The 26,764-nt window shown below is 64.1% G+C and carries 32 protein-coding genes; 26 read left to right on the plus strand and 6 right to left on the minus strand.

Annotated elements, in window-relative coordinates; genetic code table 11:
• The first annotated feature begins 71 nt into the window (after positions 1–71).
• A complete protein-coding gene (locus tag ACX80N_RS12425; protein ID WP_459339632.1) occupies positions 72–224 on the plus strand; it encodes a hypothetical protein in 153 nt (50 codons plus the stop codon).
• Between the two features lie 73 nt (positions 225–297).
• Here ACX80N_RS12425 and ACX80N_RS12430 read toward each other — a convergent pair whose 3' ends face one another.
• Positions 298–798 carry a DUF732 domain-containing protein gene (locus ACX80N_RS12430; protein ID WP_459339633.1) on the minus strand — a complete coding sequence of 167 codons (501 nt, stop codon included), beginning with the start codon at positions 796–798 and terminating at the stop codon, positions 298–300.
• 157 nt (positions 799–955) lie between these two features.
• On the opposite strand from ACX80N_RS12430, the gene ACX80N_RS12435 reads away from it, so the two are divergent.
• The 9 genes from ACX80N_RS12435 (at position 956) to ACX80N_RS12475 (ending at position 7,576) form a co-directional block, all read left to right on the plus strand.
• On the plus strand, positions 956–1,693 hold the full coding sequence (locus ACX80N_RS12435; RefSeq protein WP_459339634.1) for a competence protein CoiA family protein: 738 nt from the start codon (positions 956–958) through the stop codon (positions 1,691–1,693).
• A gap of 287 nt (positions 1,694–1,980) precedes the next feature.
• Complete coding sequence (locus ACX80N_RS12440; RefSeq protein ID WP_459339635.1) at positions 1,981–2,151, plus strand: hypothetical protein; 171 nt, start codon at positions 1,981–1,983, stop codon at positions 2,149–2,151.
• A gap of 59 nt (positions 2,152–2,210) precedes the next feature.
• Positions 2,211–3,953 (plus strand): hypothetical protein, encoded by a 1,743-nt coding sequence (locus ACX80N_RS12445; protein ID WP_459339636.1) that lies wholly within the window; start codon positions 2,211–2,213, stop codon positions 3,951–3,953.
• A gap of 65 nt (positions 3,954–4,018) precedes the next feature.
• Positions 4,019–4,459, plus strand: coding sequence for a hypothetical protein (locus tag ACX80N_RS12450; protein ID WP_459339637.1), 441 nt, complete (start codon positions 4,019–4,021; stop codon positions 4,457–4,459).
• Between the two features lie 370 nt (positions 4,460–4,829).
• A complete protein-coding gene (locus ACX80N_RS12455; protein WP_459339638.1) occupies positions 4,830–5,096 on the plus strand; it encodes a hypothetical protein in 267 nt (88 codons plus the stop codon).
• Positions 5,097–5,472: 376 nt separating this feature from the next.
• Complete coding sequence (locus ACX80N_RS12460) at positions 5,473–6,144, plus strand: helix-turn-helix domain-containing protein (protein WP_459339639.1); 672 nt, start codon at positions 5,473–5,475, stop codon at positions 6,142–6,144.
• Positions 6,145–6,284: 140 nt separating this feature from the next.
• Positions 6,285–6,659: a hypothetical protein gene (locus ACX80N_RS12465; protein WP_459339640.1), complete on the plus strand. Its 375-nt coding sequence runs from the start codon at positions 6,285–6,287 to the stop codon at positions 6,657–6,659.
• Positions 6,660–6,693: 34 nt separating this feature from the next.
• Complete coding sequence (locus ACX80N_RS12470) at positions 6,694–7,002, plus strand: hypothetical protein (RefSeq protein WP_459339641.1); 309 nt, start codon at positions 6,694–6,696, stop codon at positions 7,000–7,002.
• Positions 7,003–7,045: 43 nt separating this feature from the next.
• Entirely contained in the window at positions 7,046–7,576 is a 531-nt protein-coding gene (locus ACX80N_RS12475; RefSeq protein ID WP_459339642.1) for a hypothetical protein, read from the plus strand.
• A gap of 27 nt (positions 7,577–7,603) precedes the next feature.
• On the opposite strand, the gene ACX80N_RS12480 is transcribed toward ACX80N_RS12475, so the two are convergent.
• Complete coding sequence (locus ACX80N_RS12480; RefSeq protein WP_459339643.1) at positions 7,604–8,293, minus strand: hypothetical protein; 690 nt, start codon at positions 8,291–8,293, stop codon at positions 7,604–7,606.
• Between the two features lie 6 nt (positions 8,294–8,299).
• On the opposite strand from ACX80N_RS12480, the gene ACX80N_RS12485 reads away from it, so the two are divergent.
• From ACX80N_RS12485 to ACX80N_RS12560, 16 genes are all read left to right on the plus strand, one after another.
• Positions 8,300–8,899, plus strand: coding sequence for a hypothetical protein (locus ACX80N_RS12485; RefSeq protein ID WP_459339644.1), 600 nt, complete (start codon positions 8,300–8,302; stop codon positions 8,897–8,899).
• Between the two features lie 111 nt (positions 8,900–9,010).
• The gene (locus ACX80N_RS12490; protein ID WP_459339645.1) at positions 9,011–9,565 is read left to right on the plus strand and encodes a hypothetical protein; all 555 of its coding nucleotides are present in this window, start codon (positions 9,011–9,013) and stop codon (positions 9,563–9,565) included.
• A gap of 51 nt (positions 9,566–9,616) precedes the next feature.
• Positions 9,617–10,387, plus strand: a complete 771-nt coding sequence (locus ACX80N_RS12495) for a DUF6994 family protein (protein ID WP_459339646.1) — start codon at positions 9,617–9,619, stop codon at positions 10,385–10,387.
• Between the two features lie 66 nt (positions 10,388–10,453).
• Positions 10,454–11,044, plus strand: coding sequence for a 5' nucleotidase, NT5C type (locus ACX80N_RS12500; protein ID WP_459339647.1), 591 nt, complete (start codon positions 10,454–10,456; stop codon positions 11,042–11,044).
• Between the two features lie 862 nt (positions 11,045–11,906).
• The gene (locus tag ACX80N_RS12505; RefSeq protein ID WP_459339648.1) at positions 11,907–12,926 is read left to right on the plus strand and encodes a hypothetical protein; all 1,020 of its coding nucleotides are present in this window, start codon (positions 11,907–11,909) and stop codon (positions 12,924–12,926) included.
• Between the two features lie 426 nt (positions 12,927–13,352).
• On the plus strand, positions 13,353–13,643 hold the full coding sequence (locus tag ACX80N_RS12510) for a hypothetical protein (RefSeq protein WP_459339649.1): 291 nt from the start codon (positions 13,353–13,355) through the stop codon (positions 13,641–13,643).
• Positions 13,640–14,353 carry an aminoacyl-tRNA hydrolase gene (locus ACX80N_RS12515; RefSeq protein WP_459339650.1) on the plus strand — a complete coding sequence of 238 codons (714 nt, stop codon included), beginning with the start codon at positions 13,640–13,642 and terminating at the stop codon, positions 14,351–14,353. The genes ACX80N_RS12510 and ACX80N_RS12515 overlap by 4 nt, the downstream gene beginning before the upstream one ends.
• Positions 14,354–14,546: 193 nt before the next feature.
• Positions 14,547–14,774 (plus strand): hypothetical protein, encoded by a 228-nt coding sequence (locus tag ACX80N_RS12520; RefSeq protein WP_459339651.1) that lies wholly within the window; start codon positions 14,547–14,549, stop codon positions 14,772–14,774.
• A 357-nt stretch (positions 14,775–15,131) separates the two neighbouring features.
• Positions 15,132–15,674 (plus strand): hypothetical protein, encoded by a 543-nt coding sequence (locus ACX80N_RS12525; RefSeq protein WP_459339652.1) that lies wholly within the window; start codon positions 15,132–15,134, stop codon positions 15,672–15,674.
• Positions 15,675–15,933: 259 nt separating this feature from the next.
• Positions 15,934–16,533, plus strand: a complete 600-nt coding sequence (locus tag ACX80N_RS12530) for a hypothetical protein (RefSeq protein WP_459339653.1) — start codon at positions 15,934–15,936, stop codon at positions 16,531–16,533.
• A 43-nt stretch (positions 16,534–16,576) separates the two neighbouring features.
• Positions 16,577–17,359: a hypothetical protein gene (locus tag ACX80N_RS12535; RefSeq protein ID WP_459339654.1), complete on the plus strand. Its 783-nt coding sequence runs from the start codon at positions 16,577–16,579 to the stop codon at positions 17,357–17,359.
• 77 nt (positions 17,360–17,436) lie between these two features.
• Positions 17,437–17,667 (plus strand): hypothetical protein, encoded by a 231-nt coding sequence (locus tag ACX80N_RS12540; protein WP_459339655.1) that lies wholly within the window; start codon positions 17,437–17,439, stop codon positions 17,665–17,667.
• Positions 17,668–17,785: 118 nt separating this feature from the next.
• Positions 17,786–18,337 (plus strand): hypothetical protein, encoded by a 552-nt coding sequence (locus tag ACX80N_RS12545; RefSeq protein WP_459339656.1) that lies wholly within the window; start codon positions 17,786–17,788, stop codon positions 18,335–18,337.
• A 45-nt stretch (positions 18,338–18,382) separates the two neighbouring features.
• Entirely contained in the window at positions 18,383–18,547 is a 165-nt protein-coding gene (locus tag ACX80N_RS12550; protein WP_459339657.1) for a hypothetical protein, read from the plus strand.
• Between the two features lie 468 nt (positions 18,548–19,015).
• The gene (locus ACX80N_RS12555) at positions 19,016–19,624 is read left to right on the plus strand and encodes a hypothetical protein (protein WP_459339658.1); all 609 of its coding nucleotides are present in this window, start codon (positions 19,016–19,018) and stop codon (positions 19,622–19,624) included.
• Between the two features lie 166 nt (positions 19,625–19,790).
• The gene (locus ACX80N_RS12560; protein WP_459339659.1) at positions 19,791–19,937 is read left to right on the plus strand and encodes a hypothetical protein; all 147 of its coding nucleotides are present in this window, start codon (positions 19,791–19,793) and stop codon (positions 19,935–19,937) included.
• On the opposite strand, the gene ACX80N_RS12565 is transcribed toward ACX80N_RS12560, so the two are convergent.
• From ACX80N_RS12565 to ACX80N_RS12580, 4 genes are all read right to left on the minus strand, one after another.
• Positions 19,923–20,786, minus strand: a complete 864-nt coding sequence (locus ACX80N_RS12565; protein ID WP_459339660.1) for a GIY-YIG nuclease family protein — start codon at positions 20,784–20,786, stop codon at positions 19,923–19,925. The two genes, ACX80N_RS12560 and ACX80N_RS12565, sit on opposite strands and share 15 nt — an antisense overlap.
• Before the next feature lie 51 nt (positions 20,787–20,837).
• Positions 20,838–23,876 carry a type I restriction endonuclease subunit R gene (locus tag ACX80N_RS12570; RefSeq protein WP_459339661.1) on the minus strand — a complete coding sequence of 1,013 codons (3,039 nt, stop codon included), beginning with the start codon at positions 23,874–23,876 and terminating at the stop codon, positions 20,838–20,840.
• A 23-nt stretch (positions 23,877–23,899) separates the two neighbouring features.
• Entirely contained in the window at positions 23,900–25,000 is a 1,101-nt protein-coding gene (locus ACX80N_RS12575) for a restriction endonuclease subunit S (protein ID WP_459339662.1), read from the minus strand.
• A gap of 115 nt (positions 25,001–25,115) precedes the next feature.
• Positions 25,116–26,645: a type I restriction-modification system subunit M gene (locus ACX80N_RS12580; RefSeq protein ID WP_459339663.1), complete on the minus strand. Its 1,530-nt coding sequence runs from the start codon at positions 26,643–26,645 to the stop codon at positions 25,116–25,118.
• Positions 26,646–26,764: the final 119 nt, after the last annotated feature.

The raw sequence follows: 26,764 nt of genomic DNA on the forward strand, positions 1-26,764 counted from the left end.
GGCGATGACCGACATCCGCGAGGGCATCAAGGAGCTGCTTTACTACCGCGAGACCGGACTGACCGCCGCGAATGGATTCAAGCACCGAGGCGAAGGTGAAGGAAGTGGGCGTAGCCATGGTCCGCGCCTCGGGCGATTCCTACTTTCTGCTCAGCGATACCCGTCAGGCGGCCTGGCGTCGTAAGTCAACGGATCTTCTGAAGACCGTGCAGCAGGCCGCGTGACAAGATCCACGCCAGCCGACGGAGGACCGCTCAGTGATTCCGGGCGTGCCTTCCTCGTCGGCGGTTCTGGCAGCTACGGCCTCTCGCTCAACTCGGTGTATTCCGGACAGAAGGTCGCGATGCCGGCACCGCGAATTGCGATGCCCTGAAGGACGTTGAAGGAGGGGCCGGGCTTCGACACCATCCTTTTTGCGACCTCGTCGTTAGTACCGCCCCAGCCGTAGATCGCACATATGTCGAGGGCAAGGTCGACCATGCCGCCGATGTCCTGGTGGCCGAGCGACGAGTTGCCCTCGATGGCGAGATCGACGAACGCACTGCCCACCTCGGGATCCAGCCCCCTGTATGGATCCTTCAACGTAGCCACGTAGGAGGTCGGCTTCGGGGAGGCTGTTACGGTCGGCTTGGGCTTCGCGGTGGGGGTTGCCGAGCGTGTCGGTGACGCCGTAGGCGCGGCCCTTGCCTCCTCAGATCCCGAGGTGTTCTGGCCGCAACCAGTCAGGAGCAAGCCGGCGAGCAGCGCGACGGCAGATAGTTTCATGAGACCCCCATGTGAAGTGATTTTGCTGATCATATCCATCCCGTCGTGCCGCACCGGTCGGCGGCTTGCCACACGGACAAGGCAATTCCTGGCGCCCGATGGTGTCGTCTCCTGCTTCGTCGGCACGACGTGGTTGAATCCGTGCAAGCATCCGGCCGAGGGCGGCCGGTCACAGGTGGAGGGGGACCACATGGCAGTGATTGCGCAGCTCGACGGCAAACGTATCGACGCGTTGAGCCTGGCAGAGGACGACTGGTTCGGGCTCAAGGAATCCGATGACCGGAAGCGGCTTGCGATGCCCATATGCGGGATCCGGGCGGTCGCGAAGAACCGCGGACCCACGCAGTTCTTCTCGCACTACCGGGTAACCGAGTGCGGCGTCGATCACGGGGGCGAAAGCTCGCAGCATCAGGCGATGAAAGCGGCCATCGCTCACGCCATCGACCTCGTACCGGGGTGGAGTGCCGAGATCGAACACCCGCACCCCTCGCGCGAATGGATCATCGACATCATGGCCGTATCCGACGACGGCAGGAAACGTTTCGCCTTCGAGGTCCAGCTCTCTGGCCAAACGCCCGAGGAGTACCAGCGGCGGTCGCAGCGCTACTTCGACAGCGGGTATATGCCGGTGTGGCTGATTGCCCGCGACCTCGAGTACAGCGAGATCAAGGTTCCGACCCTGACCACCGGTTTCGGCAAGACGTCCGACATTCCCGACTCCGCAGTTGATCTGCTGCGCCTGCCCGTGTCCTCCAGCAACCTCGACCTGCGCGTCAGCGGGCTGGGGGCAGCGATCAGGGAGCTACTCGAGCGAGGGCACAATTGGCGCCATGGAAGCCCTTCACGGCAGGCGGAAAAGCTTACGGTCGAGAAGGACGAGCGGGCCCGGGAGCATGAGGAAGCCGAGCGACGTCGGGCCGAGTGGTAGGCCGCGGTCGACGACATGCACCGGCGGACCGCCCCTGCAGAAGCGGCATACGGTCACCACGTCGTCCCCACGATGGAGAACCTCCACGTCCGCGCAGCGGTCACCCAGTGCTGGCACGACCGCTGCCGACAGCTGATGCTGATCTGGCACGCCTGGACACCGCGGGGCTACTGGGTGAAAGTGGAGACCCCTCCGGACATCCCGTCAAGGTGGGACCGAAGCGCTTCGAGAACCACCCTCTCGTACACCGCGCGGTTGACCGCTGGATGGACGTGGTGGACTGCGACGTGGCTAAGGCCGACATCGATGTCCGGCGCACCAAAGCGAGCGGGACCACCTACAGCGCCTTCGTCTGCCCCGCCTGCGAATCAGTATGCGGGCAATTCTTCATCTCGGTCCTTCAGCACGGGAAGTGGTCGATGATCGCCTCGCCCAACGGCACCGCGCAGACCGGGTAGCGCGAATCCTGCCGCCGCATATGCTCTGTACCTCGCCGGAAAGAAGGACATTATTGTCTATGTCATACCGCACGATCTCGACACGCAAGGATGCTGCCGAGCTGGCGGATCTGCTGGTCTCCCCCTCCCGCTACAGCCCGGTCGTCGTCATTTCGCCGAATTACAGCGGGACCCTCGTCGACCCCGAGAGGTTGGCGGAGTGCCTCGGGTCCGAAGCCGATGTGTACGTCCTCGCGTCCACCAGCGTCGCCTTCGACTTCGATGACGTCATGCCCACAGATACCTCCGTCTACGGCGGAGCCATCCGCTCGTACCCGACCGGCCGGCAGTGGACCACCAGTCCCTGGAAGGCGCCGTTCCGCCACGCCTTTTCCGAGGCCGAGGACCGCGGACTGATAGACCTGGTCGCGGCCGACGTCGCGACCATGGCCGTTCCTGCCGCTGCGCCAGTGAAGCGAACCTCCGTCATCAGCACCCCGTCCCCTGCACCGAAGCTGGCCCGTACCGGCACCGTGGCGATGCTCATGGCACCCGACGGCGCCCTGGTGAAGCTGACCGGTGGAGTGATGGCACGCATCGACACCTCATCGATCGCGCCGGGTATCAGTTCGAACCGGCTGCTGCAGCCCGGTCTGACGGTCGAAGGCGTCATTGACGACAACGTCATGGACATCTCTGCAATGTCGCACACCCCTGCTGAGGCCATCGACCATATGGTCGCCGGGAGCACCTACCCGGCGCTGGTGCTCACCGAAAAGAAGGCCGCGCTCTTCCCCGGCCTCGATGTGAAGTTCCCTTCGGCACATGCCGCCGACACCGTCGTCGCGGTGACCGTCGAGCAGGTGGGCCGTTGTGACGGCAAGGAGTGGCGCATCGTCGAGGCCGCTGCCGGTACCGAGGTCAGCGATCCTCTCCCCTTCATCCAGGGTGCAGCACCGTGGCTGGAGATCACTGTCCTGCCAGCCGACGTCCTCGAAGAGGCCGAGGGAGAAGATGCCACCTTGAACGAGACGCCGGCTCCCGCCGTCGACTTCACCGGCGCCATGCGGATCATTCACGACACCCTCACGTCGCTGCAGGACGAGAAGGACCGGCTCGCCGCTCAGCTCGATGACGAACGGTCCAAGGCCCCTGCCACGCCGGTTCCCGCCCCGTCGCCCGGCGGCGCCGAGCTCGACCGCGTCCGCAACCAGCTCGCTCTCGTGGAGCGAGCCAGAATCAACGCGCTGGAGGCCGCACACCGAGCAAACCGCGACCTCGACACTCAGTCATCGGACATGACGCGCCTGACCCGCGAGAACGAGCGGCTGCGCGAGGAGATCCGCCTCGAGCGCGACCGGGCAACCAGGACCAGGCAGCTCTCGCGGGCCATCGAGACCGCCAACGACGGACCCCTCTTCTCCGACCTCGCCGACCAGTTCCGCCACGATGTCTACCTCGAATGGGTCCGCCGCATCCCGGCCGCATCCAAGGGGTCCCTGCCCTTGCCCGAGTACGGCTTCCAGGACGGCTTCATTGAGGGCGTCGAGTCGATCCGGGGCGTGGACCGGTCCAAAATCGTCGCAGTCGCCGTCGAGGTTCTGACCGGCATCGCCGAGTCCATGCCGGGCCGGGAGATGCACCGCCTGCGCGACGGCGCCAAGGGCGGCGCCCCGGTATGGGAGAGCTCCGAATTCGGTACCGCGTGGAGGGTGTCCCTGCAGGTCAACGCAGCCTCCGCCCGCCGGCTGCACTTCTGGCGCGGCAACGGCGGCAAGGTCACCTTCGCCACCGTCGGCGTCCACGACGACATGGGCATCTAGCTCCCCGGACGCAGCTCCCCCGCCGGATAACCTGTACCGGCACCATCGAAGATCAGAAGGACACCTTGAAGACTCTGCATGCCCTGGGCCTGACAGCCCTGCTCGCCATCACTCTCACCGCCTGCTCCGCGGGCGCCACCGAATCCACTCCAACCGCCAGCCCGAGCAGCGTTCCGCCATCCGCGTCGGCTACGCCTCGTGCAGCTGAGCCCATCACCGAGGTCCAGGCCGCGCCGGCCACCTTCGAGGAAGCGGTGAAAGCCGGGTACGGGCCCTACACGGACAACCCGCTGGCGGTCATGCGCGACATCCGCACCTTCGCCCTCGACGAGGTGAAGCCGCTCGTCCCCGTCGAGAAGTGGAACGAAGCGGACATCATCCAGATCAGGGCGAGCCTTGACATCCTGAGTGGCAAGATCACCGACCGGGAGCTCGAGCTGGAGACCATCAAGTACACGACGATGATCCACAACCTCGCCGTCGGGGCAGGTGTCCTCTCCTACTGAGGGGCGCCGCAAAGATGAGGCCACCTTCCCGCCCGGGAGGCGGCCTTCGTCGTCCGCACACATAGGTCATATGGATTCCCACAAGGTCACTGTCTCCAACGACATCGCCGCCATCAGCGTCCTCAAATTCGTTAACGACGAGCAACGTGAGGGCCGGAGGATTTAGACGCTGGGCCAGGACTGCGGCAAGAAGGTGGAGTTCGTCCTCAGGTAGTGCTGGTGCGCCGCGCCCGGATCACTTACATCGACCACCCTGACTGCCCGATAGGATGCAGGAAACACTCACCTTGGGGGAACCTTGAAGGCTCGTCTCACCGCTGTAGTCCTGTGCGCCTCGCTGCTCGTCCTGACCGCCTGTGGAAGTGGGTCCGTGGATGCCGACATCGACAAGAACACGGCGACTGCCCACTGTGGACTCCTGGGCGGCCTGCTTACCGGGGACATGCCGATCACGGCTGAGAACTACGAGGAGGTCCAGGAGACACTGGCGACCCTGGCCGAAGATGGCGTCGGCGCGGTGAAGCCCACAGCCCAGCACCTCATCAAGCAGATCGACGGTGAGGAGTTCTCGAAAGCCGAAGACGAGAGGGTCATCGAGGACTTCAAGGACTTCTGCATGGACTACACCGTCGACTAACCCACGGGGACGGCATCGTAGCCACTTGGATGCCAACCAGGTCGCCTAGCCGCGTTCGTGACCTGTGACCCTAGGCGCAGGTGTCGTTGCAGGGATGAATCGGATGGCCCTCGCCGCACTCGTGCACCGGCTTCTTCTTCCTGCCCCAAAGGGCGCTGAAAAATCTCTCGCAGCCGTGCCGAGCGCTTTTCGGCTCGCGATGAGTTCTTCGCTCAGACTTCGCTTGGGTCGACCTGCGTGGTCTCTTGAGGCTGCTGCGACACGGAGTATCGCCGCGGGTCGCTCGACGGCCTCATCGAAGAGGTGCGAGCGAGAACGCTCAGGTAGGCCTGCGAATGCTCGGGCCAACCCTTGCGCTATCGCTAGGGTAAGACGCATGAAGATCAGTGTGGCCGACGCGAGCCGCCGCCTGGGTGTCACGGGGGCCAGAGTGCGCCAACTCATCGCTGCCGGCGATCTCCCTGCAACCCGGGTCGGGCGAGCATGGGTCTTAAATGCGGTGGACGTCGAACGATACAGCCCTCGCCGGCAGGGGCGGCCAATCACGGAGACCAGCGCCTGGGCCTTCCTGCGATACCTGTCCGGCAACCCGTCACGCGAGATCAGCCGTGAGGTGCTCGGGCAGCATGAGCGATGGGCGCACCATCTCCGCGCCGTCTCAGACGAGGAGCTGGTCGGTGTCTTCATGTCCTTCGTCAGGAACCGAGCAACGAGGACCGACCTGGCCGTGGATCGCGCAGATCTCGAAACCCTTCGTTCAGATGAGCGCATTGTTCTATCAGGTGTTTCGCACCCTGAAACACGCCTGCTCGCGAACGCAGAAGCAGAAGGGTATGTGACCAGCCGAGACTTCGCGAAGGTGCAGCGGGAGCTCCTCCTCATTCCTTCCACGGCCGGCGGCCATGACGCCAACGTGGTGCTGCACATCTGCGACGCCATTCCGCGCCCCCTCCCCCGAGCGGTGATCGCCGCAGACCTTGCAGAGCACCGAGGCGTACGCGAGGCCGACGAGGCAACCCGCCTCCTTCGCGAGCTCCTCAATGATTGACCTACTCCCAGCGACAACAAGCAGCGCGCTGCATGGGAAGCGCTGTTCAAGATCGCCGAGGCACTGATCTCGGTCGTGCCGAGGGACCATCTGGCGATCATGTCGCTCAACGACGCCCGCAGCGATGTCCGCTTCGTGTCATGGCCGTCGGCATAGCCGCCGGTGCCTTCATCGCCGCGTTCGCACCCGACGAGCAGTTCTGGTTCCCGATGGCCATGGGCATCGGCGTCATCATCCGCATCATCGGGGACATGATGACCACCGGCGGCTGCAACCTCGTCCACCCGTTCACCATCCGACCACCTAAGGCCAACGGAGCCATCCCGGTCGTGAACTGGATGTGGAAGAAGAACGGCTACTTCGCCGTCCCAGTCCTCGGCAACGCCGGGTCCATCCGCGAGTGGTGCCTGCTCGTGCCGATCAGCGCCTACGCGATCGGCGGCGTCGGCTGGGCGATCACCAGCATGGGCCGTTCCGGCCTGCAGACCCTGGCCGCAGCAACCGGGCTGGGATGAACCGGGCCACCAGCGCGATGCCTAGGATTGCCACATGACCAACCAGCAGCGCACCGTCCAAGCCGCCAGGGACGAGATCATTGCAGCCACCGCCGAACTCCGCGCGGCTGCCCTGCTGGGCCAGGATGAGCAGCGAGCTCACACGGCGGACTGGCTCGAGGGACTGTTCGCCGGCGTCACGAATCGACGCGGTCTCCGTGAAGCGTCAGCCCAGGGTCTCACCCTGTACCGCGGTGGAATGGGCTCGTTCCACGACGTCGGGTACGCGGAGCTGGACCATGCAGTCAGGCGGCTCTCCACTGCCCTACGGCGAGGACGGTCCTGGTTCCTGCGCAACTCCTAGCCGCATCTGGTTCATCCCGGACGCAGGGTGCCACACTGACTCCATGCCGCGCACACCCGACCCCGTAGCCAGGGCGGCCAGAGCTGCAGCCAAGGCTGAGCGACGGCGCCTGCACCGGGAAAACAGTGCTCTTGTGCAGGTCGGCGCCGCGAACATCCTCGAGCTGCCCTGGCGCGTTCTGACGGATTCCATGAAGCGCCAGGGCATCAAGAAGCAGATCACCGTGCAGGATGCCCGCCGGTCGAAGCACCACCCGTCCGAGTTGCCCCAATGGGTCGCCGAGCTCCTGGACCAGAAAGAGGCGGCAAGGATCCGGGAGGAGGAGGCGCAGCAATCTCGACTGGCAGCCGCGCGCGAGGCAGTCGCGGTGAAGCTCCTGGCCGGGCAGTTCGATGCCATCAGCAGCGATATGGAAACCTTGGTCGCCAGCGACATGGCCTTCAGAGCCTCGAAGGATCTCCTCGGCTCCGACGGGTCAACGGCACACCTGTTGGATGTGGAAGTCGCCGCCTTGAAGTGGGCCGGGGTCGATCCGCATGACTCAGAGACCTGGATCGTCGGGCCCAGGCACTAGCCCGGGCCCACCTCGTTGTCGCTTGACCTAGTCCAGCTCCGGCTTCTCGGCGGCTTCACAATGAGGGCATGCAGGGATTTCTCCGTCGGTGGCAGCCATGGGAAGGACTTCCTGACAGTTCGGGCATAGGACGACATTTGCATGAGACTGCTCAGCCTCGGTCTTCAGCTTGGAATGGGTGGCCACGAGTCCGTTCGCGAGCCAGCCCGCGAAGACCGCGGTCGACACAGCGGTCCCTGCGACGGCGACTACCCTCGCCCCGCCAGCCCTTCCCCACCCTCCGTTGACCAGGGTCCCAAGTCCGAGACGAGCCAGGGTGGAGTCGGTTCGGGCGACACCATGCAGGCCCCTGATCCATTTGCCGGTTCCTGAGTAACCGAACCCGGCCACCCACATCACGGCCTTCTCGGTGGCCTCGCCCACCTTGGGGCTCATCACCACGGGCGCCAGGGCGGGATTCCCCAATGCAGGTGCTGCTGCAACAGCAATCTCCTTGGCAGCTCGCGCGCCGATCTTGGCGATCTCGACCCTGTACTGAAGCTCCCGACTTATCTCATCCCGCTTCTTGCCCATGCCATCCCTCTTCTCGCTCTTGGAGCAGCTCGGCCGCTCCTTGCCCGACCGGGCTACTTCCGATGCACTGTACGGATCCTCGTCGCCGTCGAACAGGGTGACCGATACGCGGACGTGGCGGTAGAGGGGCGGTGCCGCACACATGCAGGTATGGACCTCATCAACCGCACCCCAGCCGGCGTTCCCACGGGCGGCCAGTTCGCCGCCACCTCCCACTCCGAGCCGCAGCTGTCCCTCGCTCCTGCTGTCGAGCCGGCACCGGAAGCACCGGACTTCGACCCGGAGTTCGAGGCCGCCTACGGCGCCGCGCTCACGAACCAGCTCCTCAAGATGCCGAAGTCGCCCATCAAGGACACCCTCGGTGCTTCCCGTCTGGCCGACTACATCCGCGAGTCCCACCCGGACTACATGGCCGACGGCACCGCGGTGCACCCGCGCAAGGATGCCTTCGAGATGCTCGAGGGTGAGCTGCCGTACCTGGACGATGACCGCCGCAAGCACTACGCCGGCCTGATCCGCTTCGCCGTGCACAACGAGATGAAGCACTACTCGAACACCGAGCATGTCCTGAGCCCGGACAACGACTACGAGCTCATCATCGAGAAGGCCGACTACGACAGCGAGGACGACTTCGCCTACCGCGGCCAGGACGAAAACCGCGAGCAGTGGGAACGACTGGCCAACACCGCATGTCTGGCCGCGATTAACGAGAACATCCACGCCCAGCACCGGCTCCGCGAAGCCGCCTAACCAACACCTGTCCAAAGGGGTCGCCCATCTGGGCGGCCCCTTTCTCGTACCCGGGGCAGCCCGCGTAGCCGTGGCTATGATCGGAAGGACCCCTACCGAGTGGAGACGACGTTGTCCGATGTAGCTACCCCGCCGAGCGACCACGAGGTCGCCGGCACTATCACCGAGCGGGAAGCGCGCGCGGCCGTCCTCGTGCTGCAGGAGGTCGCTTCCCGCTACAACGGCTACATCACCTACGGGGTCCTCAAGGACCAGGTGGGTGTTCTCATCCACCGGCCGTCCAACCAGCTCGTCAACAACTGGGCCGACCGAGTGCTGAACCGGGTGATCCAGATCTGCGAGGCCGACGGCCATCCGCAGCTGACCGCTCTGGTCGTGAGGGCATCCGACGGTGGAGTGGGCGAAGGCTTCAACGCCATCCTCGAACGATCCGGGCGGCCCCGTATCGATGACCCCCAGCAGCTCGAGGTCGTCGCAGCGGAGGAGCGCCTGGAGTGCTACCGGCGGTTCTGCCCGGACCTGCCCGACGACGCCGAGCCGGCCCTGACTCGCGAGTACAGGGCCTACGTCAGCCGGCAGAACAAGCCTGAGCCGCGGGAGCGCCCGGTATGCGCGTCCTGCGGGCTCCAGCTGCCGGCTACGGGCATCTGCGACGACTGCGACTGACCTGGCTCTAGGGTCCGCGCCTCGAGGCCGAGGCACGCATACGCTTCGGGCATGACCGTCTTCGACATCACCTTCGACTACAAGACCGACCATCCGGCGCCGACGAAACCCGATCCCGACCGGGACAGTCCGCGGCTCAAGGCCGACCATCAGCTCCTGTGGACGAAGGCGTTGCATGACGGGGAGCTCTTCAAGCCTCAGGTGCCGGCACTGGCGAGTGAGCGCCGCAAGAACTACTTGGCGGTCGAGCTGGACTTCGGTGCAAGGTTCACTGTCGGCAGCGACGCCATCACGCATTCGTACAGCGACTGGTCGAGGCCGAAGGCGCTGGTCGACGCACGGGGCGCGCTGACCGAGGACCAGCGATCCCGATACCTAAACCCTCCGTACACGATCGGCAGCGCCATGATCTGGCCGGTCAGGACCGCTTACCACCCCACCATGAACACGGCGCGGGGCTTTGGTCCCGAGGGTGCACTCATCGGCGACCGCATGGACCTGACACTGGAGTGCATCCGGCGCCACTACGCAGGAGAGCCGGGCAGCCCACTCGCCGGCGTCACCACGAACTATGCGGACTTCTTCGTGCTCTTCGGAACGTTCAGCGCCTTCGTGGAGTTCTTCCACCTGCAGGACCTCGCGACACCGGAGGGCATCAACTTCTTCCTGCCGTTCGACGACTTCCAGCGGCCGGCGACACCGACTACGGCCGATGAGTACGTGACCTACCGGGAAGCGACGCTACGCTTCATCGAACGCCGGGGCAGCCGGATGGCCGACTGGGTCCAGAAGGTGCACCCCGACGTCGAGGTTCTCCGATAGCGTCACGGCGTCCCCTCGATACAGCGCCCGGTGAAATGTCCGAGGGATGCCGTACACATGTGCGCTATGGCATTCGTAAACGGCACAACCCCCACCATGGCCCTGGACCAAGACGGCAACATGTTCGACTGGAGCACCCGCTTCGCCGACATCCTCCTCGATCTGGACCCCAACTTCCCCGTCGTCGAGGAGGGCCTGAGGACCCATTTCGACTACTTCTGGGTCGACGGTGCGGACCGCAACACGATCATGGCAGCCCTCAATCACCCTCGTCTCTACGACGACCTGACGCCCCTTCCGGGTGCCATCGAAGCGGCTCGGGAGATGCTCTCGATGGGCATGGACGTCTTCGTCGTTTCGACCCCGACCTGGACCAATCCGGGGTGCGTCCAGGGCAAGCTGAAGGACCTCGCCAAGCACCTCGGCGAGGGGTGGGACAAGCGCCTGATCCTGACCCACGACAAGACCGTTGTGAGGGCAGATTTGCTCATCGACGACAAGCCCGAGATCACCGGGGCGCACACCCCGTCGTGGGTTCATGTGATGCGCGACCAGGACTACAACCGCTACATCGACACCCCTCACCGGCTCACCGACTGGGCGAACTGGAAAGACGTCGTGATGCCCCTCCTCGAGGGTGCCGAGGTTCCCGCCTAGGCCCACCACCGCCGGCGCTCCAAGTCGTGGTGAAGGCCGCTTCCATCTCCGGAGGCGGCCTTCGTCGTGTCCGGGGGTCCTCCGAGTGCTCTGGGAGGTGACCGACGAACGTGCACGCCGGTTGCTCGTCGAGGGTTGTCAGAGCGGAAACAGGGTTGTCGAAGACGGAGACCTTGTGCGCGGCCCGACACCGGTGCAGGAGGGACCCCAGGCCCGCACCCCTGCCCCCGACCACAAAAAAGGCCACCTTCTCGGTGGCCGTGGTACCCCTCGTCGCTCTCTGCCGGTCGTTCGCTCCTCAGGGTACCACGAATGACCAAATTCCTCGCAAGAAAGGCGAATAGGGCAATTCGGCTGTCCGACCAATGTCCTGCTGTGTCCGACCGCTGTCCGACCATGCGGCGGACACGATTTCCGGGTAAAACGCCTAGTCAGAGGCGCATTGGGACTTCCCAATCGCCTTGTCCGACCTGTCCGCCCGGAAAACAGGACACTTAAGGGAGAGAGGGTATATATATCCGGTTGGAGGGAGGGGTGAGCAACATATAGGGGTTCCTATGTGTGAAGTAGTAATTAAGTGGTCGGACAAGTCATATCTATCTATCTATGGCCCCTCCTTCCCTTTGTTTGAGCGGAAGTTCTTGTCCGACCACATGGTCGGACAGCGGTCGGACAGGACGGACAACGGTCGGACAAGCTCCAGCGGCCCGATCTCTCCTGTCGCGGCCTCTTCTTCACCAATTCCGCCGTCGACCGGGCTGCCCGGGCAGCCAGCTTCAGGTCGCCTGCACTCTCTCGTGATGCGAGCCGCACACACCTAAAATGAGAGGAGCGGCGCTGGGCCGCTCGAAAGGGAAATGACATGGCTGGCTTCAATCCGAACCGCATCGACAAGGGTGTACGTGCGGGCGGGCAGTTCACGTACGCGACACACGCGGAGTCCTCCGTCAGCCTCGGTGGAGCGTCCACCCTCACCGTCGACGAGGCGCCCTCGCAGACCCCCGCCGCGTACGACCTGGCAGCGGTCGCGCGGGAGCGACTGACCGCACCGATCCGGGCCGCCGAAACCGTCTCCGACATGGACCGGGCCCTGGCCGCTTATGCGTCCCGCACGACCAAGTCCGGCACCTGGCACGACTACCTCCCGGACCTCCACGGAGGACTCCCCACACGTAACCAGCTCCTGGCCGCGATGCGCGCCTTCGAGGACGCAACCCGACGCCTGGCGAACCTTCCGTCCGTCCGCGCGGCCACCGACGCCCTCGCCGTCATCGAGCGACGCAAGGCCGAGTACTTCGCCCAGCGCAGGAATCATGAACGCACCTACGGATCCCTCCAGGGCTTCTCGGTCCCCCGCCCCGACATCTCCGCCGAACGGCACACCCTGGCATCGGCCGCACCGGCGGCTGCCGGCGAGCACGTGCGCGACATGTTCCCCACAGCGGCCATCATGACGTTCCGCAAGGACAGCACCGGGAACCTGTTCCTCGCCGCTGCCTTCGACGCCCAGGGGGTCGACGTCGCCGGCTACCGGAAGGACCAGCTGGACCCCAAGAGCCAGAAGGCCAAGGAGATCATCGAGCGGCGCCCGGGTGTCCCCGAGCGGGTCGTCCAGCCACGCGGGATCTTCCGGCCGACCGGCGTAGCGGGATTCCGTCCCTGCCGCACACATGAGGTCAGACCATCCGCATGTGGCGCAGGACGAGGTGTCCGGCGCTCGAGCAGTACCCAGCTGAGCCAGCATCCGGACCACCGATCGGAGCACCCCTTGATCCTCGCACCCACCGTCAGCGCCGAGGAAACCCACGACTGTGGCCGCCTTGATCGTCAGCGTCAGGGTGGAGAGCGATCGGCTCCCGTCTACGCATGTTTACCTGTATGAAGCACCAAACTCTGCGGACACGCCATGGAAAAAGCAGTGCATCACAGCCCGAACCCGGTGCGGCCGCCTACCCCGCCACCCAGGGCTACGACCCACAGCAGGGAGTCCGACTGTGACCGCACCGTCCGTCCCCCGCCGACGCTCCGGCGGCGCCGCCGCCCACGCCGAACCCCTCGAACCCGCCTGCACCAATCAGAACCTAGCCAAGCCATCACGCCGTGACCCCCACTGGGACCGGCTCTGGTCACCGGGCTCGCAGGCGCTGTGGACCGACGTGGAGACGTCACGCCACCTCCGGCGCGACGCACTGACCCGCGTAAACAACCGCCTCGTCATGGACGAGGACGAGCACATCAGACTGCTGACCTCCAACCGCGGCCGCGCCGACCGGCAAGGCCCGTGGGGCGTCGTCGACCCTGGCGCACCGTGTCCGCCGAGCGGGCAGCCGCGTTCACAAACTCGCACCTGCTGCTCGACCCCAACTACTCTCAGGTGAGCACATCGTTCGCGATGGACGTCATCGACATCGGCTCCTTCGCCAAGCCGTTGCGCATGGCGCCCGGGCTCGGCTGCTCGGGTCTGTACCGCCTGAACGGGAAAGCCCGACGACGAGAACCTCTCGGCACCATGATCGGTTCCGCGATGACTCAGGTCGACAATACCGAGGCGATTCTCCGTACGATTACTTCCATCCGCCTCACCGAGAGACAGCCATGACCGACAGCATCACCGCCCCAGCCTTTACTGCGCCGGAGACCGGGTCCTTCGTGCAGCCGATCGTGCTGCTCATCGACAGGACCGACCCTGCGCCTGAGGCCGACGGCATCCTGGCCGCAGCCATCGCCAGCGTGAGCGCCTACGCCTCGGATCTGCTCACGCCGTGCGGTGACACGACCAGCTGGGAGACCTGGCTGGACAGACGCTTCACGAAGTCGGTGCGGCGTGCCGACGTGAAGATGTACTCGAAGGTCGTCAACGAACTCCACAACGAGGCAACCGAGGCAGTCGTCGGCCGTGCACGGGCACTGGCTTTCCGGCCGGCTCCCTACGAGCAGTACCCGAAGGTGCTGAGCCGCCTGCAGGTCTCCGGCACTCACCTCCCCCGGGTGGGTGGCACGCACCGCGCGAGCGACGGCAAGGCCCCGACCCCGGTCATCGTCCTGAACGCAGACCTGCAGATGACGACGGGCAAGGCGGCCGCCCAGGCATCGCACGCCCTCTTCGCCTGGTTCCTCACGCTGAACGAAGACACGCAGGGCGCCTGGTCGAACAAGCTGACCGGCACCGTCCTGTTCTTGGACACCGACGACTTCCGCGCCTTCGCCGCCAAGGCGGTGCCGCACTCGATTATCGTCGACGCCGGGCTCACCGAGATCGCCCCGTCGAGCACGACGGCCTACGTCATGGTGCCCGCCGCACCCATGTGATGACGGCGGCGGTATCCAGCGACGGGGGTAAACGCCGCGCGAGCACTTTCGCGGGCCGATTCTGGAAGACCACCAACTCGAAACCGCTGGCCCCCACGCACCGTTTATCGGACAGTCCCAGAAAAGCCGGCAGTCCCCCTTGACGCCCCCCGGGTGCAGGAGGAACCTCGAGGTCTAGGCGAAGGAGCTGGTTATGGCGAAAAAAAGCAGGTGGCGCAGGCTCGTTTCATGGATCACCGGTAAGTTCGGAAGAACTAAGGGGGTGGACAACAGCGTTGACGCGGGCTGTAGGAAGTTGGCGGACGCTGAGAGGGAGCTCGAAGGCAGAATTGCCGGTGCAGGAGAGTCGGGAGAAAACGTCAGCGATCTACAAGGAGAACTAAACACGGTAAGGGAGAATATGGGGATTCTGGGCTGCTGACGTGGCGCTATAACCCCATTCCGCCCGGTGGGCAGTCAGCCGTCTCTTCTCCGCCCAATCAAGGGGGCACTCCCGAAGCTTCCACGGCTGGGCTTGACTAGCGACGGAAACCGGGACCGCCGCACACATGGTGGTCATGACGACGCTTGCCTCACGGCTGCTCAAGGACATGGACGCCACCGAACTCACCCGCGAGCTCCTCGACATGGTGAGCCGGAGATCCCGACGGCCTTCGACGCGATCAGCCGGGCCGTCGCGGCAGCTACCTTCCTGCACCGCAACCAGACCCGTGCAAACCGCGCGAACCTGCCCCGGACGTCCTACATCGAACATCCGCTGAGGAACACCCTTTGCCTCATGCGCTGGGACGTAACCGAGACCCACGTCCTGGTGGGGTCGCTCCTCCATGAAACCTTCGAGGACTGCCTCGACGACATCCTGACCCACATGCTGGACTTCGACCCGTCCGACTTCTGCGACGCCGAGAAGCTCGCCTACGCCACCGAGTGGGTCCGCAACGACTTCGGAGCAGGCGCCGCGCGCATCATCCGCGCCGTCACCAACGGCACTCCCCCGGCCGGCGCGAGCCGCCGCACCAAGAACGCCTTCTACGTCGGCCACGTCGCACACGCGATCACCGACGACCCGGAGGTCTTCCTCGTGAAGTTCGCCGACTTCATGGACAACGGCGCCGGGCTCTATCACAACAACGTCCCCTGCAACGAGGGCATGGTCCGCCGCCTGGCCGCGAAGTACCGACCCCTCATCGACATCTTCAAGGCCGTGTTCCTGAAGAACGCGACCATGTCCGGTCTGCTCGCATCCCACGGGACCGCAGAGATCCTGGTGAAGCTCGACTCGTCCCGGGATCGCCTCGACACGCTCCTGCTCGCCGCGTAATCCACAGGCCCGTGCCGTTACGATTCCCGTAGCGGCACGGGCCGCCATCATCCTTGGGGGAATCATGAAGCACCGCTCTGCGTCCATCGCTGCTGCCGTTTTGGCCGGCGGCCTCGTCCTCGGCGTCACCGGCTGCGCTGCAGGTGAGCCTGCATCCGGCTCCGCTCCTGCGGCTTCATCATTGACCTCCAGCTCGTCCGCCCCGGAGACCACGCCCGCGCCCGCTCTTCCTGTCCGGCCGGAGCCTGTCCTCCTGGACATGAGCAACGCAGCCGTCGACCCTGCTGTTGTTGAAGCGTATGCAGACCCTGCTGTGGGAGACGCGATCGGTGCCGCCGCCGAAGAGTTCATTCGTGTCGGCCTCAGCTTCACCGAGCTGCAGAAGGGCAGCCACGAGCCCTCGGCGGCCGACCTTGAGATGCTGGCCCCTTTGAAGCCGCTCGTAGAGGCAAACTTTTGGGGCGACATCGAGGAGAACTTCACCTCTAACGGCGGCGCTCCCTTCCCGCCAACCCTTGCCGGCGACGTCGTCACCTTCGACAAAGCAGCCGATCCCGCGGACAACGGACCCCACAAGGCAGATGACAGCGGCATCAGCTTCGTTTTCCGAAACGACGACATGATCGTCAAGAACCACGTCTGGGAGAACGGCGTTACCGGCGTCAAGATCGACAACATCAAGGCCCGGATCATGTTCACCCGGCCCGACGGTGCCCTCGTCTACCTCGACCGCACCCTGTACCTCACGATGATCCTCGCAGAAGACGGCACCTGGGACACCTTTGAGTACAGGGGGCCAGTCGATCGCGAGGGCGTCGCCCAGACCCAGGAGGAATTGGACGCGCTGCCGCCCGTATAGCCGATTCACCCCAAGCATTTCTCCTTCGACCGTCTGGATTCTCATGGCACCCCGCACGACTCTCGCTTCTGCCATCATCGCCAGCGCCCTCGTCCTGGGCGCGACCGGGTGCGCCACCACCGAGGCGTCCTCGACGTTCAGCACGCCAGTGACTGCTTCTGCCACAGCCCAGGCGACGCCGGCAGCCGCGGCGTCCCTGCCGGTCCGGCCGGAGTCCGTCCTCCTGGACATGACTCAGACCGCCGTCGACCCGGACATCGTTGAGTTCTACGCCAATCCAGCCGTCGGCGATGACATCAGCGCGGCCGCCGAAGAGTTCATCCGCGTCGGCATGAGCTTCCCCGAACTGGAGAAGGGCAGCCACAAGCCCTCGGCAGCCGACCTAGAGGTGCTCGCCCCGCTGCGGCCGCTGATGTCCCCGTCCTACTGGAACGAGACCGAGAAGGACTACACGGCAGGCCTGGGTTCATCGATGCCCATCACCCTGGCACCCGGCTACGAGGTCGAGCATGCTGATGACCCTGCCGAGAACGGGCAGTACAGCGCGGACGACAGCGGCGCCTCCTTCGTCTCCCGTAACGACGGCATGATCGTGCAGCGATGGCAGTGGCACGACGGAACCTTGGGTGTCCGCGTGAATAACGTGAAAGCACGCCTCATGTTCACTACGCCTGATGGCAAGATTGTGTTCCTCGACCGGACCCTTCACCTCGGTCTGGTCCAGGCCGAGGACGGCTCGTGGGACGTAACGCAGTACGGGGGCACGATCGACAAAGATGGCGTTATCGCCACCCAGGAGGAGCTCGACGCACTGCCCGCGATCTGACCGGGCAGAGCGGCACCATCTGCCGCACACATGACGGCAATGATCCAGACACCACGTCCAGCCAGAGATGGCCGTTGATGGCCGGCGTCGTCATCAGCCGCAGGGTCGCCACTGAACCGCTCGTCGGCTGCGCGGTCAAGATGTACCCGATCGCCGTCGGTGATCCCTACTGCCACGTCGACCTGCAGCCGCGGGTCCGCCACCCCGGTGGCTGGGGGTACGTGGACCGCTACTGCGAGCCATGCGCGATCGAGAAGTACGCGCGCTACCGCCGGATTCTCGACAAGCTCGGTTCTGCCGACGCCTGACGGGTAAGGCTTCACGGGCCGGCCGTACCCATGACGGCCATGACTGCCAATACCCCCGAAGCTCCCGCATCTGCCCCGACCAACCTTGAGCTCATCAGGGAGGGCCATGTCTTCATTCATGTCCGCCTGGAGTTCCCCCCGCTACATGCGCGCACGGCACGACGAGAAGTTCGCCGACCACGTCGACATCGTTCGCTTCATGGCTGGTTCGTTCGACGGCGCCGTTTCCGCGGGTCGCAGCCGTTTCGAGGCCAACCTGTTCGTACCACGCGACCCCGAACAGCGTGAGCGTGACCGGCCGCTGTTCGCGAGCCTGGAGTTCCACTACGTCGCCCTGCACTACATTCATGGCGCCCGCATGACCTTCCGCGGCACTTTCGTCGGCTCCAACGCCCACACCCCCGGAGTGCCTATCGAGCGCGACTGGCATGGCGACTTCCCCTACCTGCCCGAGCCCTACGCCCTCACGAGCAGTACCGGGGGTGGGACGCAACCGTCCTCGTCATTCCCGTCGCCGTCGCCGAGCGGAACGCCCGATGATTTGCCAGCGGGCGCCACGACGCCGTCCACCCTGTCCATCCGCATGACCCGCAGCCGCTTCGTGCCGGTGCATTGCGCCGACTTCGCCTGTAACCTGTTCCTCGTCATGGCTTTCTGGCCCAAGGGCTGAGAATCCGGCCGTAAGCGGAATCGCCGCCACCGCACACACGAGGGCATGGACGCCTTTCAGCACCTCACCCAGATCATCGCCGAGCACAGCCACCACGCGGTCGCAGCGGTGCCGATCGTGGGAGCCGCCTTCTTCATCAACTCCAGCATCCGCGCAACGTCGAAACCAGCTGCAGCAGCCCAACGCCGGCGATCCACGGACGAGCCGTAACTACTGACGAATCCGGCAGCAACCCGCTTGCCCCGATCATCAGCGTCCGGATCGACGGGCAGTAGGCTTCAGTCAGATCACTCATGGGGGAACAACGCTGCAGGCTTTCGAGCCTTCGGCATCAGGCGCAAATCCTGGGTCCCGCATGTCTCACCGACCAGCGCGACCCCAAGGACCATCATGAAAGCCCTCCCCGCCGTCCTTCTTGCTTCGGCCCTCGTTCTGACCGCATGCGGCACTGCTGCCGGAGCCGGCAGTGAACCTGACCCCACGACGTCGACGAGGTTGGCGTCCTCGACTACGAAGGCTGCCCGAGAGCCGGCCATCCCGATTGTGTCCCTGTCCGCTACCTGCAAGAGTCTCCACGATGGCGGTGCCGAAAGTCCTCTCGATTCGGCGCTGGCACTGCTCACAAAAGCTGATACCGCTCCGAGCAAGGTGTCTAACGCAGACGAAGCATCTGCATCCATGGCCGCCAGCGCTCTGGGAAAGATCTCTTCGTCTGCTGATGATCTTGTGGAGGAGCACATTGAGGGCGTTCAGGTTCCCCTCAAGGCGATGGCGGAAGGTAGGGAAATCGACTTCACCTCAGGCATTTCGGCCGCCGAGAAGCTGGTGACCACGTGCACCGATTACAAGCCTGAATCGACCGCATCGGCGATGCCCACTCCGTCCACATCGCCGACCGCGGCAACGAGCCCCGCCACGACAACTTCTCCCGCGGCCAAGCCGACACCTAGCCCTTCCCCGTCCGTGAACCCGACTCCAGATGTGGTCGTCACCTACACCCTGGAGTCGGACGGCACCATCGAGGGCGCGACCTACACCCAGCTGCTGGGCGGAGGCGGATTCTCACAGGAACAGGACACCAACTCGCACTTCGGCAAGGTCGAAAAGACTTACACCTTCGGGAATTACGAGTTTCACGGCCAGCGCTACAGCTCGCAGTCCCTCGGTGTCGCCGGTACGGCCGGACCGGACGCGACCACCATCACATGCAGGATCACCGTGAACGGAACGGTCACGATTGAGCAGACCTCGAGTGGCCCCTACGCCATGGTGATTTGCTCCAAGTAGCCCCACTGGACTCCGCCGCGACTGCTGAACAGGAAGCCCGCACGCTCACGTGGTACGGGTTTTCCCATGCCCTGGGGCAGGGTAATTCCTCACTCCGCCCACATGGCGAAGGGAGGGCCCTGCCCTAACCGGGGTGGCGCCGCAGGATTCAGGACTAGACCCCTCAGTGAGAAGAGAACGCCCCGAGCTCGTCGGCATCGACGACCTGTTCGACCACACCCAGGCAGCCGCGCCCGACTACCACTTTGTGCCGTATGGCGTCGTCGCCGTAGACGCCGGCGTTGTCGACAACGGGCAGTCACGCCTCGGTTAGCTGGCGCTCCTCCAGCTCTTTGTAGGACACGCCGGCCGCGTTCTTCCATGACGTGCGGCCGTTCAGGTTGCCGCCGACGATGACTGTACCGGCCGTGCTTGGGCTATTGAACAGGTGATCCTGCAGCAGTATGAAGCGGTTGTCACGGATCTCGGCCGCGCCCTGCTCGATCAGCCGCTTCCGGTACGCGACGATGGACTGATTGACCGACGGAGTGGTCTGGGCGAGACCTGATGCGCCTGCCAAGACGACCCAGCCCTCGGCCGTTACCAGCGCGCGCCCTTCGGACTGGCGATCCCTGATGATGAGCGTCTCGGTGTCGGCCTCGGCGACTGATCGGTTTGTTGGCACGATTGGCTCAAGGATTGGGTAGCCGAGGGTCGTCAGCAGCACGGAGATGGTTTCCAGGAACTCGCCGCAGTCCGCCTTCAGCGGCTCCGGCGTGTGCGGGTTCGATGCCTCATTGCCGTTCGTCATCTCGTACCGCTTCGACGCTGCGGCAAGGCGGAGCGACTCCCACTCCATGTAGCCCACGTGGGTGTTCGTCCAGGAATTGGTCAGCGACACCGCGACCAGGGCCCGGTCCCAGAAGTCCTTCTTGCCGTCGTGGTTCCGGATCCGGTCGCCCACGTTGCCACTCTGGCCGATGTAGGCCGAGGACCGGCCATCCTCCGAGGTGCCAAACAAGAAGTAGATGCCGACTTGCTTCGCCTCCGGCAGTGCCCGGAATTGGCTAAGGAGCGTCCGGGGCACCTCGAACAGCACCACGGTGCGCGTGGTGATCTGGGCCGTGCGGATGCCCGCAGGGTCGCCGGAGGGCAGGTAGATCTGGATCGTCTGTGGGCGCATGAGGTTCAGCCTGTCAGATGGGCGCGATTGGTCGGCGAGGGCTCGCGGGGGTCAGTAGTTGGCTGAGATGTAGGTGTAGGCGTTATCGAATAGCTCGGGCTGCCGGTGGAGCTCGTACTTCTTGAGCACCTTCCTGACCTCCAGGCGCACGAGCTTGTCGCCCCGCTGGGTTTCGCTCCAGCCCGAGTAGCTCACCGACTTCACGATGGCATCGATGTCGCGAACCACATCGCCCACGAGCACAGGGACTCCCTTGGGCTTGAATTCCTCGAAGATTTGCGTGAGCGCGCCAACATGAGGATCGAGCATGTCCAGGCCCGCCTCACCGGACTCGTCCTCGGCCGTCTCCGCGTTCGTCAGGTCGGCTGCCAGCACGAAGATCTGACTGAGGTAATCCACAGAGTCCTGAGACCGAGAAAAGGCGTTCAGGCGAACCTTCTCGAGCCGCTCAGCCAGGGACTTGTACACGGGGTGGTCCCCGTTGGCCCCAGCAAGGCGCTTCTTGATCCTGGCCGCGATGCCGTCGACGACTTCCACGAGCGTCGGCTCGTCCTTGGGCACTCCGGGCTGCTTTTCGGGGTAGATGCCGGCCTCGCGCAGCTTGGCGATGGTGTCCTCATCGGCAATAACAGCGGTCCTGCCGATGTTGAGGACCCCCTGGCTGGTCATGTTCTCGTGGACCATGGCGAGGGTCTTGGTGCCGAGCTGCTCCCACAGCATGTCGAGGGCGCCGCTGGAGGGCCGTGAGGCGTCATAGATCTTCGCCAGCCACTTGTAGTCGTCCTTGTACTGGTCGAGCCGGGAGTCCGGCCACAGCAGCTCCCAGACGCCGCTAAGCGTGCCGAACTGGGCGGCGAAGCGGTCCCGGAACTTCCCCTGAGGAATCCGCTCGAACGCGGCCTGCATCGTGGCGTGGTCGGCCACCGACCGATCGATGCCGACGAACCGGGCCAGCGTGTCGTCGAGCTGCTCGGCAAACTCCTCGATGAGGCCGTCGACCGCGATCTTCTTCTTCGCCCGCTCCGGGTCGGTCGGGTACATGGCCTTGGCGAACTCGTCCCCAATGCCGAAGTAGTCGACGATGAGGCCAAACTTCTTCTCCTTGCCGGTGACCGGGTTCTTCCAGGTCCGGTTGGTGCGGGTGATCGTCTGGTACAGGGTGTGGAGCCGCAGCGGCTTGTCGAGGTACATGACACCCTCATTGTCGGCATTGAACCCGGTGCCGAGCTTGGAGGTGACGATCAGGAACTTGAGCCGATCATTGAAGTTCCGGAACCGACGGAGCAGTTTTTCCTCGGCGGCACTGTCCAGCTCGTACTTCGAGTAGTCCGCTCCCCCGTCGGCCTTGCCACCGACGGTCATAACAACGGCAGCCTCATCCGGGGCTCCGTCCGCGGCACGGGCGAGCAGTTGCTGGGCGAGCTCCTGCTCGTAGGCGGCGCACATGGCGCGGTTGTAGACGACGACTTGGGCCTTCATACCGAGTGGGTCGATCACCGAGTAGAAGTGCTCGATGATGTCGGTGCAGACGGCCTTGATGCGCTCCGGATTGGAAACGATCACGGCCAGGGTGCTGATCTTGGAGGCGATGAAGTCCTTCTCCTCATCGCCGAGCTTCTCAGCCTCCGCCATCTTCTCGAACTCAGCATCGATGGTGGCCTTGTCGATGTGGACAGTGACCATGCGCGGGTCGACGTGCATCGGGACCGTGGTGCCATCGGCAATGGAACGGTCCGAGTCATAGACGCTGAGCGCAAACCCAGGATCCTTCGGGTCACCGTAGAGCTTGAAGGTGTTCTTCTCGCCGTCGCTGATAGGGGTCCCGGTGAAGCCGAAGAACCGCGCGTTCGGGAGGGACTCGCGCATCTTGTTGCCGAGATCGCCTTCCTGGCTGCGGTGCGCCTCGTCGATCAGGACGATGATGTTGTCCCGGAGACTGAGCACGCCGGCGTCCTTGAACTTGTGAACCGTCGAGGCGATCACGCCGCGCGCGTCGGCCTTCAGCAGCTCTCGCAGATCCCGTGCGGTCTCTGGTGTGGCGATGCCGCCGTCCTTGGTGGTCCGGAACTGGTCCCCCGACTGCGCGACCAGCTGGGTACGGTCGGCGATGAGGATGACGGTGGGGTTTCTCATGGCCGGGGTCTTCATAAGCTTGCCCGAGGTGAAAACCATGGCGAGGGTCTTGCCGGAACCTTGGGTGTGGACGATGAGTCCCTGCTTACCGCCTGGCTCGAGCACCCGGTTGTAGATGGCCTCCGACGCATGAACCTGCGGGTACCGAGCCATAATCTTGAAGAACTGGGAGACCCCGTCCTTCTCCGACTGCTCGTAGAGCGTGTAATCGGCCAGCATGGAAAGAACCTGATGGGGCGACAGTAGCTGCTCGACACTCTGCTTTACGCGCGGCCAGCCGCCAAGGGTGGGGTCCCCTTCCATATCACCCCAGGGCTTCCATTTGTCCACGGGCTGACGGACGGCCCCGTAGGCGAACTCCTTGCCGTCCGAAGCGAAGGACAGGACGTTCGGTACGAAGAATGCCGGTCCTTTTCGCTCGTAGACATCGTGGATGTCCTTCGCGCCGTTGACCCAGGAGATCGAGGCGCTCGTGTTCGTTTTGGTCTCGCCGACCACCAGCGGGATGCCGTTGACCCACAGGACGATGTCGTACCGGTGCTTCTTCGTGCCCGGGCCGTAGGTGACTTCGTCGGAGATGATAAAGCTGTTGTTCTCCGGGTTCTCGAAGTCGATCAGCTTCACCGGCTCGTGGTGCGGGTGGCCCGAGAGTGCCGCCGCCTGCTCGCCGCGCAACCAGGAGAATAGCCTCGCGTTCGCCTGCACGAGCCCGTCCTGCGCGGCCTTCAGCGTCACCGCACGGAGTGTCGCGATGACCTCGCGCGCCCGCGCCGGGGCCTCGGCAATTACGGGGTTCAGCCGGACCAGGGCCGCCACCAACTCCTCCTCGAGGAACACCTGCTCGAAGCCACGCGACAAGGAGGCACCGTCGATATAGGTCCAGCCGCCCTCCGCCAGCAGATCCACGATGGGCTGCTGGACAGAGTTCGCTTCGGTAAATGCTGCCGATGTGCTCAAGTGGTCCCCCTGGTAGTGCGCGGTCAGGCTGCTGGTTCGAGTTGTACTGCGGTGTCGATGTCGTACGTCTCCGGGATCTCGTGCTCCCCCGACAGCAGAACTGACAAGAGCTCGGTTCGAGTCGCGCGAAGTGACTCGCCCAAGCGAGCAGCCGCCTCCATGGCTTGGTATGCAGCTCCGAGAACATCCGCCCATTCGAACTGTTGTTCAAGCGGAAGCGCAGGGACTGGAAACTTTGAGAGCGTCGTTTTACTTATGGAAGCGATACCCGTTGTCTGAGTACCGTGCGTCTGAAACCACTGCTGACCGAAGGAGTTCGACCAAGCGGATACAAACTCCGGAATGAAGTTCCCGTCAGTGATCCTTGCGCGAAAAACGTGATTCTGGTGAATGCAGTCGTTCAGCTCCCCGGCCCAAATTGCGCCTCGCCCAAGCTTGTCTTTGTCTCCGCCCTCGTTTAGAAGGATGTCTCCGGGTGCGAGGCGCAGGTTCTCGAGCTTCTCGGGGCTGACCTCCACCCTCGCCACCTCAGTGAGATCGAGGTAGCGTCGATGGACATTCGCCACTCGTAGGTAGGGAACCTGCACCTGTCCGGTCTGACCCTCGGTCTTCTTGTCTTTAGTGAGGCCGCCACGTATCTCTGCGATGTCGCCGAGACTCACCATGGGGATCCCCTGCGAACGCTGCTCCAACGCGGACGCTACGGACCACCAACTGCGATCAAGCACCTCTTGGGTCCACTTTGCCGCCTCAAACGCATCGTCTAGTGAGCCGATCAGGTCCACAATGCGCCGCTGATCCTCCAGGGGCGGCAACTCAACCGAAAGGTCCAGGAAGTCCTCCCATGGTGTTCTACGTCGCCTCGGCACGGTTCCAATCGCAATCGCTCCGTACCTCTGCGTCATCTCTGGAGATCGCAGAAGGTGACCAATGTAAGGAGCGTGCACTTTGGAGTTTGTGCGGAACACTTCGTAAACAGGAGAGGTGACACCGACCTTACCGGTGAGGTTTTGTCCTATCGAGCCAAGCCAGAGCAAATACACGTTGTAGACGACGTCCATTGGCTCGACGACTTTGTACTTGCTGACATCCTGTGTGGCCGCCCGGCGTCCCAGATGCTCCATCTGGTCAACTAGTCCGTGGTTCTCAGTGCAGGTAAGGATTGTTGGTTCTACGGCTGGGCCCAAACGATCGGTACGGCGCTCGAGTAATTCGCCCAAGCGGTAGACCTTCCATCCATCACGCATTAAAGCCCGCTGCTTTCAGCTTTGCAGCTAGCACTGTCTGTGCCTCGAGGAGTCGGTCTTGGGCCGCGAACATCGCCGCAAGGGCCCCCTCGACGTCAGCTTCCGCGGCTGCGGCACCCTTGATATAGCGCCCGATGTTGAGGTCGAAGCCGTTTCCGGCGATCTCATCGTGGTGCACAAGGCGCAGGTTCAGGCCGCCGTCGCCATCGGTGTCGGCGCCGGTCCTGTACGCGGCATCAATCACCTGGATGTCTTCATCCGACAGCGTGTTCTGGTTCTTGCCCGGCTGCACTCGCTTGCTAGCGTCGACAATTAGGACGTGATCGCGGCGCTCCTCCGGCTTGGTAGCGCGGAAGACGAGGATGCACACCGGGATGGACGTGGCGTAGAACAAGTTGGTCGGCAATCCGATGACGGCCTCAAGAGCATCTGTCGCCAAAATCGCTTCACGAATCTTCGCTTCCTGGCCGCCGCGGAACAGCACGCCGTGGGGCATGATGACGCCTACGCGGCCTGTGCGGCGCTTCATCGTCGCGAGCATGTGCTGGATCCAGGCCCAGTCGCCGTTGTTCTTCGGCGGGACGCCACCGACCGCGCGGCCGTGAGGATCCGTAGCCCACTTATCGGCACCCCAGTTCTGCAACGAGAACGGCGGATTAGCCAGCGTCACGTCGAACTTCCGGAGCGCGTCGCCGTCGAGCAGTTGGGGGTCACCGAACGTGTCGCCGCGGACAATCGTGAAGTCGTCTAGTCCGTGCAGGTACAGGTTCATCTTGGCGATGGCCGAGGTGGTCAGGTTGATTTCCTGACCATGCAGGCGCATCGTCCGCGGGTCGCCGCCGTGCTGCTTGACCGCGTTCATCGTTTCAACGAGCATCCCGGCAGAGCCGCACGCGGGGTCGGCAATGGTTTCCTTGGGCTGCGGGTCAAGGATCTTTACCAAGAGGTGCACGACGTGACGAGGAGTGAAGAACTCGCCGGCCTTCTTGCCGGATGCTTCAGCGAACTCACGCAGCAGGTACTCGTAGGCGGAGCCAAGCATGTCGCCCGACACCGTGTCCGGGTTCAGTGTGAGTCCGTGGAAGGAGGCGAGAAGGTTCTTGAGCGCAGCGGCCGGAAGGCGGTCCTCGTTGGCCCAGTTCACGTCGCCGAAGACGCCCGAGAGGCTGTCCGGATTCGCGGCCTCAATGGCCTGCAGAGTGTCACGGAGAGTGGCTCCGACGTTGGTAGTCGTTTCGAAGACATCGGACCAGTGGGAGCCGTTCGGGATTTCAAAGACGTGGTAGTCAGCCTCGATCTCGTCGTTGAGGTCCTCACCCCATTCTTCGACGGCCTCCGCATGCTTGTGATCCCAGTTGTCGCTGATCCATTTGAAGAACAGGACAGGGAAGACGTATGCCTTAAAGTCGCCTGGGTCGACCGGACCACGTAGGGCGTTAGCTGCCTTCCATAGGGTTTGCTCGAGCTGCCGCTGGCTGAGATGGCGGCTCTCATTTGGGTGAAGGGTCATCTGGTAGTCCACATCTGGAATCGGCGCCATTCTCAGGCGCATGAGTCTCCGGTCGGTCAAAGGTTATCTCTCACCCTATGTGGCGAAACTCTGCACAAATGGCAACCGCTACCGGCGAGTGTTGCTCTGTG

This window comes from Arthrobacter sp. MDT2-16 (assembly GCF_054510925.1).

Excerpts from the sequence above, each read along its gene's own strand:
- ACX80N_RS12425 (WP_459339632.1), top strand. The coding sequence starts at position 72 with ATGGATTCAAGCACCGAGGCGAAGGTGAAGGAAGTGGGCGTAGCCATG.
- ACX80N_RS12430 (WP_459339633.1), bottom strand. The coding sequence starts at position 798 with ATGATCAGCAAAATCACTTCACATGGGGGTCTCATGAAACTATCTGCC.
- ACX80N_RS12435 (WP_459339634.1), top strand. The coding sequence starts at position 956 with ATGGCAGTGATTGCGCAGCTCGACGGCAAACGTATCGACGCGTTGAGC.
- ACX80N_RS12445 (WP_459339636.1), top strand. The coding sequence starts at position 2,211 with ATGTCATACCGCACGATCTCGACACGCAAGGATGCTGCCGAGCTGGCG.
- ACX80N_RS12460 (WP_459339639.1), top strand. The coding sequence starts at position 5,473 with ATGAAGATCAGTGTGGCCGACGCGAGCCGCCGCCTGGGTGTCACGGGG.
- ACX80N_RS12465 (WP_459339640.1), top strand. The coding sequence starts at position 6,285 with ATGGCCGTCGGCATAGCCGCCGGTGCCTTCATCGCCGCGTTCGCACCC.
- ACX80N_RS12470 (WP_459339641.1), top strand. The coding sequence starts at position 6,694 with ATGACCAACCAGCAGCGCACCGTCCAAGCCGCCAGGGACGAGATCATT.
- ACX80N_RS12475 (WP_459339642.1), top strand. The coding sequence starts at position 7,046 with ATGCCGCGCACACCCGACCCCGTAGCCAGGGCGGCCAGAGCTGCAGCC.
- ACX80N_RS12480 (WP_459339643.1), bottom strand. The coding sequence starts at position 8,293 with ATGTGTGCGGCACCGCCCCTCTACCGCCACGTCCGCGTATCGGTCACC.
- ACX80N_RS12485 (WP_459339644.1), top strand. The coding sequence starts at position 8,300 with ATGGACCTCATCAACCGCACCCCAGCCGGCGTTCCCACGGGCGGCCAG.
- ACX80N_RS12495 (WP_459339646.1), top strand. The coding sequence starts at position 9,617 with ATGACCGTCTTCGACATCACCTTCGACTACAAGACCGACCATCCGGCG.
- ACX80N_RS12500 (WP_459339647.1), top strand. The coding sequence starts at position 10,454 with ATGGCATTCGTAAACGGCACAACCCCCACCATGGCCCTGGACCAAGAC.
- ACX80N_RS12505 (WP_459339648.1), top strand. The coding sequence starts at position 11,907 with ATGGCTGGCTTCAATCCGAACCGCATCGACAAGGGTGTACGTGCGGGC.
- ACX80N_RS12515 (WP_459339650.1), top strand. The coding sequence starts at position 13,640 with ATGACCGACAGCATCACCGCCCCAGCCTTTACTGCGCCGGAGACCGGG.
- ACX80N_RS12520 (WP_459339651.1), top strand. The coding sequence starts at position 14,547 with ATGGCGAAAAAAAGCAGGTGGCGCAGGCTCGTTTCATGGATCACCGGT.
- ACX80N_RS12525 (WP_459339652.1), top strand. The coding sequence starts at position 15,132 with ATGCGCTGGGACGTAACCGAGACCCACGTCCTGGTGGGGTCGCTCCTC.
- ACX80N_RS12530 (WP_459339653.1), top strand. The coding sequence starts at position 15,934 with ATGAGCAACGCAGCCGTCGACCCTGCTGTTGTTGAAGCGTATGCAGAC.
- ACX80N_RS12535 (WP_459339654.1), top strand. The coding sequence starts at position 16,577 with ATGGCACCCCGCACGACTCTCGCTTCTGCCATCATCGCCAGCGCCCTC.
- ACX80N_RS12540 (WP_459339655.1), top strand. The coding sequence starts at position 17,437 with ATGGCCGGCGTCGTCATCAGCCGCAGGGTCGCCACTGAACCGCTCGTC.
- ACX80N_RS12545 (WP_459339656.1), top strand. The coding sequence starts at position 17,786 with ATGTCCGCCTGGAGTTCCCCCCGCTACATGCGCGCACGGCACGACGAG.
- ACX80N_RS12550 (WP_459339657.1), top strand. The coding sequence starts at position 18,383 with ATGGACGCCTTTCAGCACCTCACCCAGATCATCGCCGAGCACAGCCAC.
- ACX80N_RS12555 (WP_459339658.1), top strand. The coding sequence starts at position 19,016 with ATGGCCGCCAGCGCTCTGGGAAAGATCTCTTCGTCTGCTGATGATCTT.
- ACX80N_RS12565 (WP_459339660.1), bottom strand. The coding sequence starts at position 20,786 with ATGCGCCCACAGACGATCCAGATCTACCTGCCCTCCGGCGACCCTGCG.
- ACX80N_RS12575 (WP_459339662.1), bottom strand. The coding sequence starts at position 25,000 with ATGGAGCATCTGGGACGCCGGGCGGCCACACAGGATGTCAGCAAGTAC.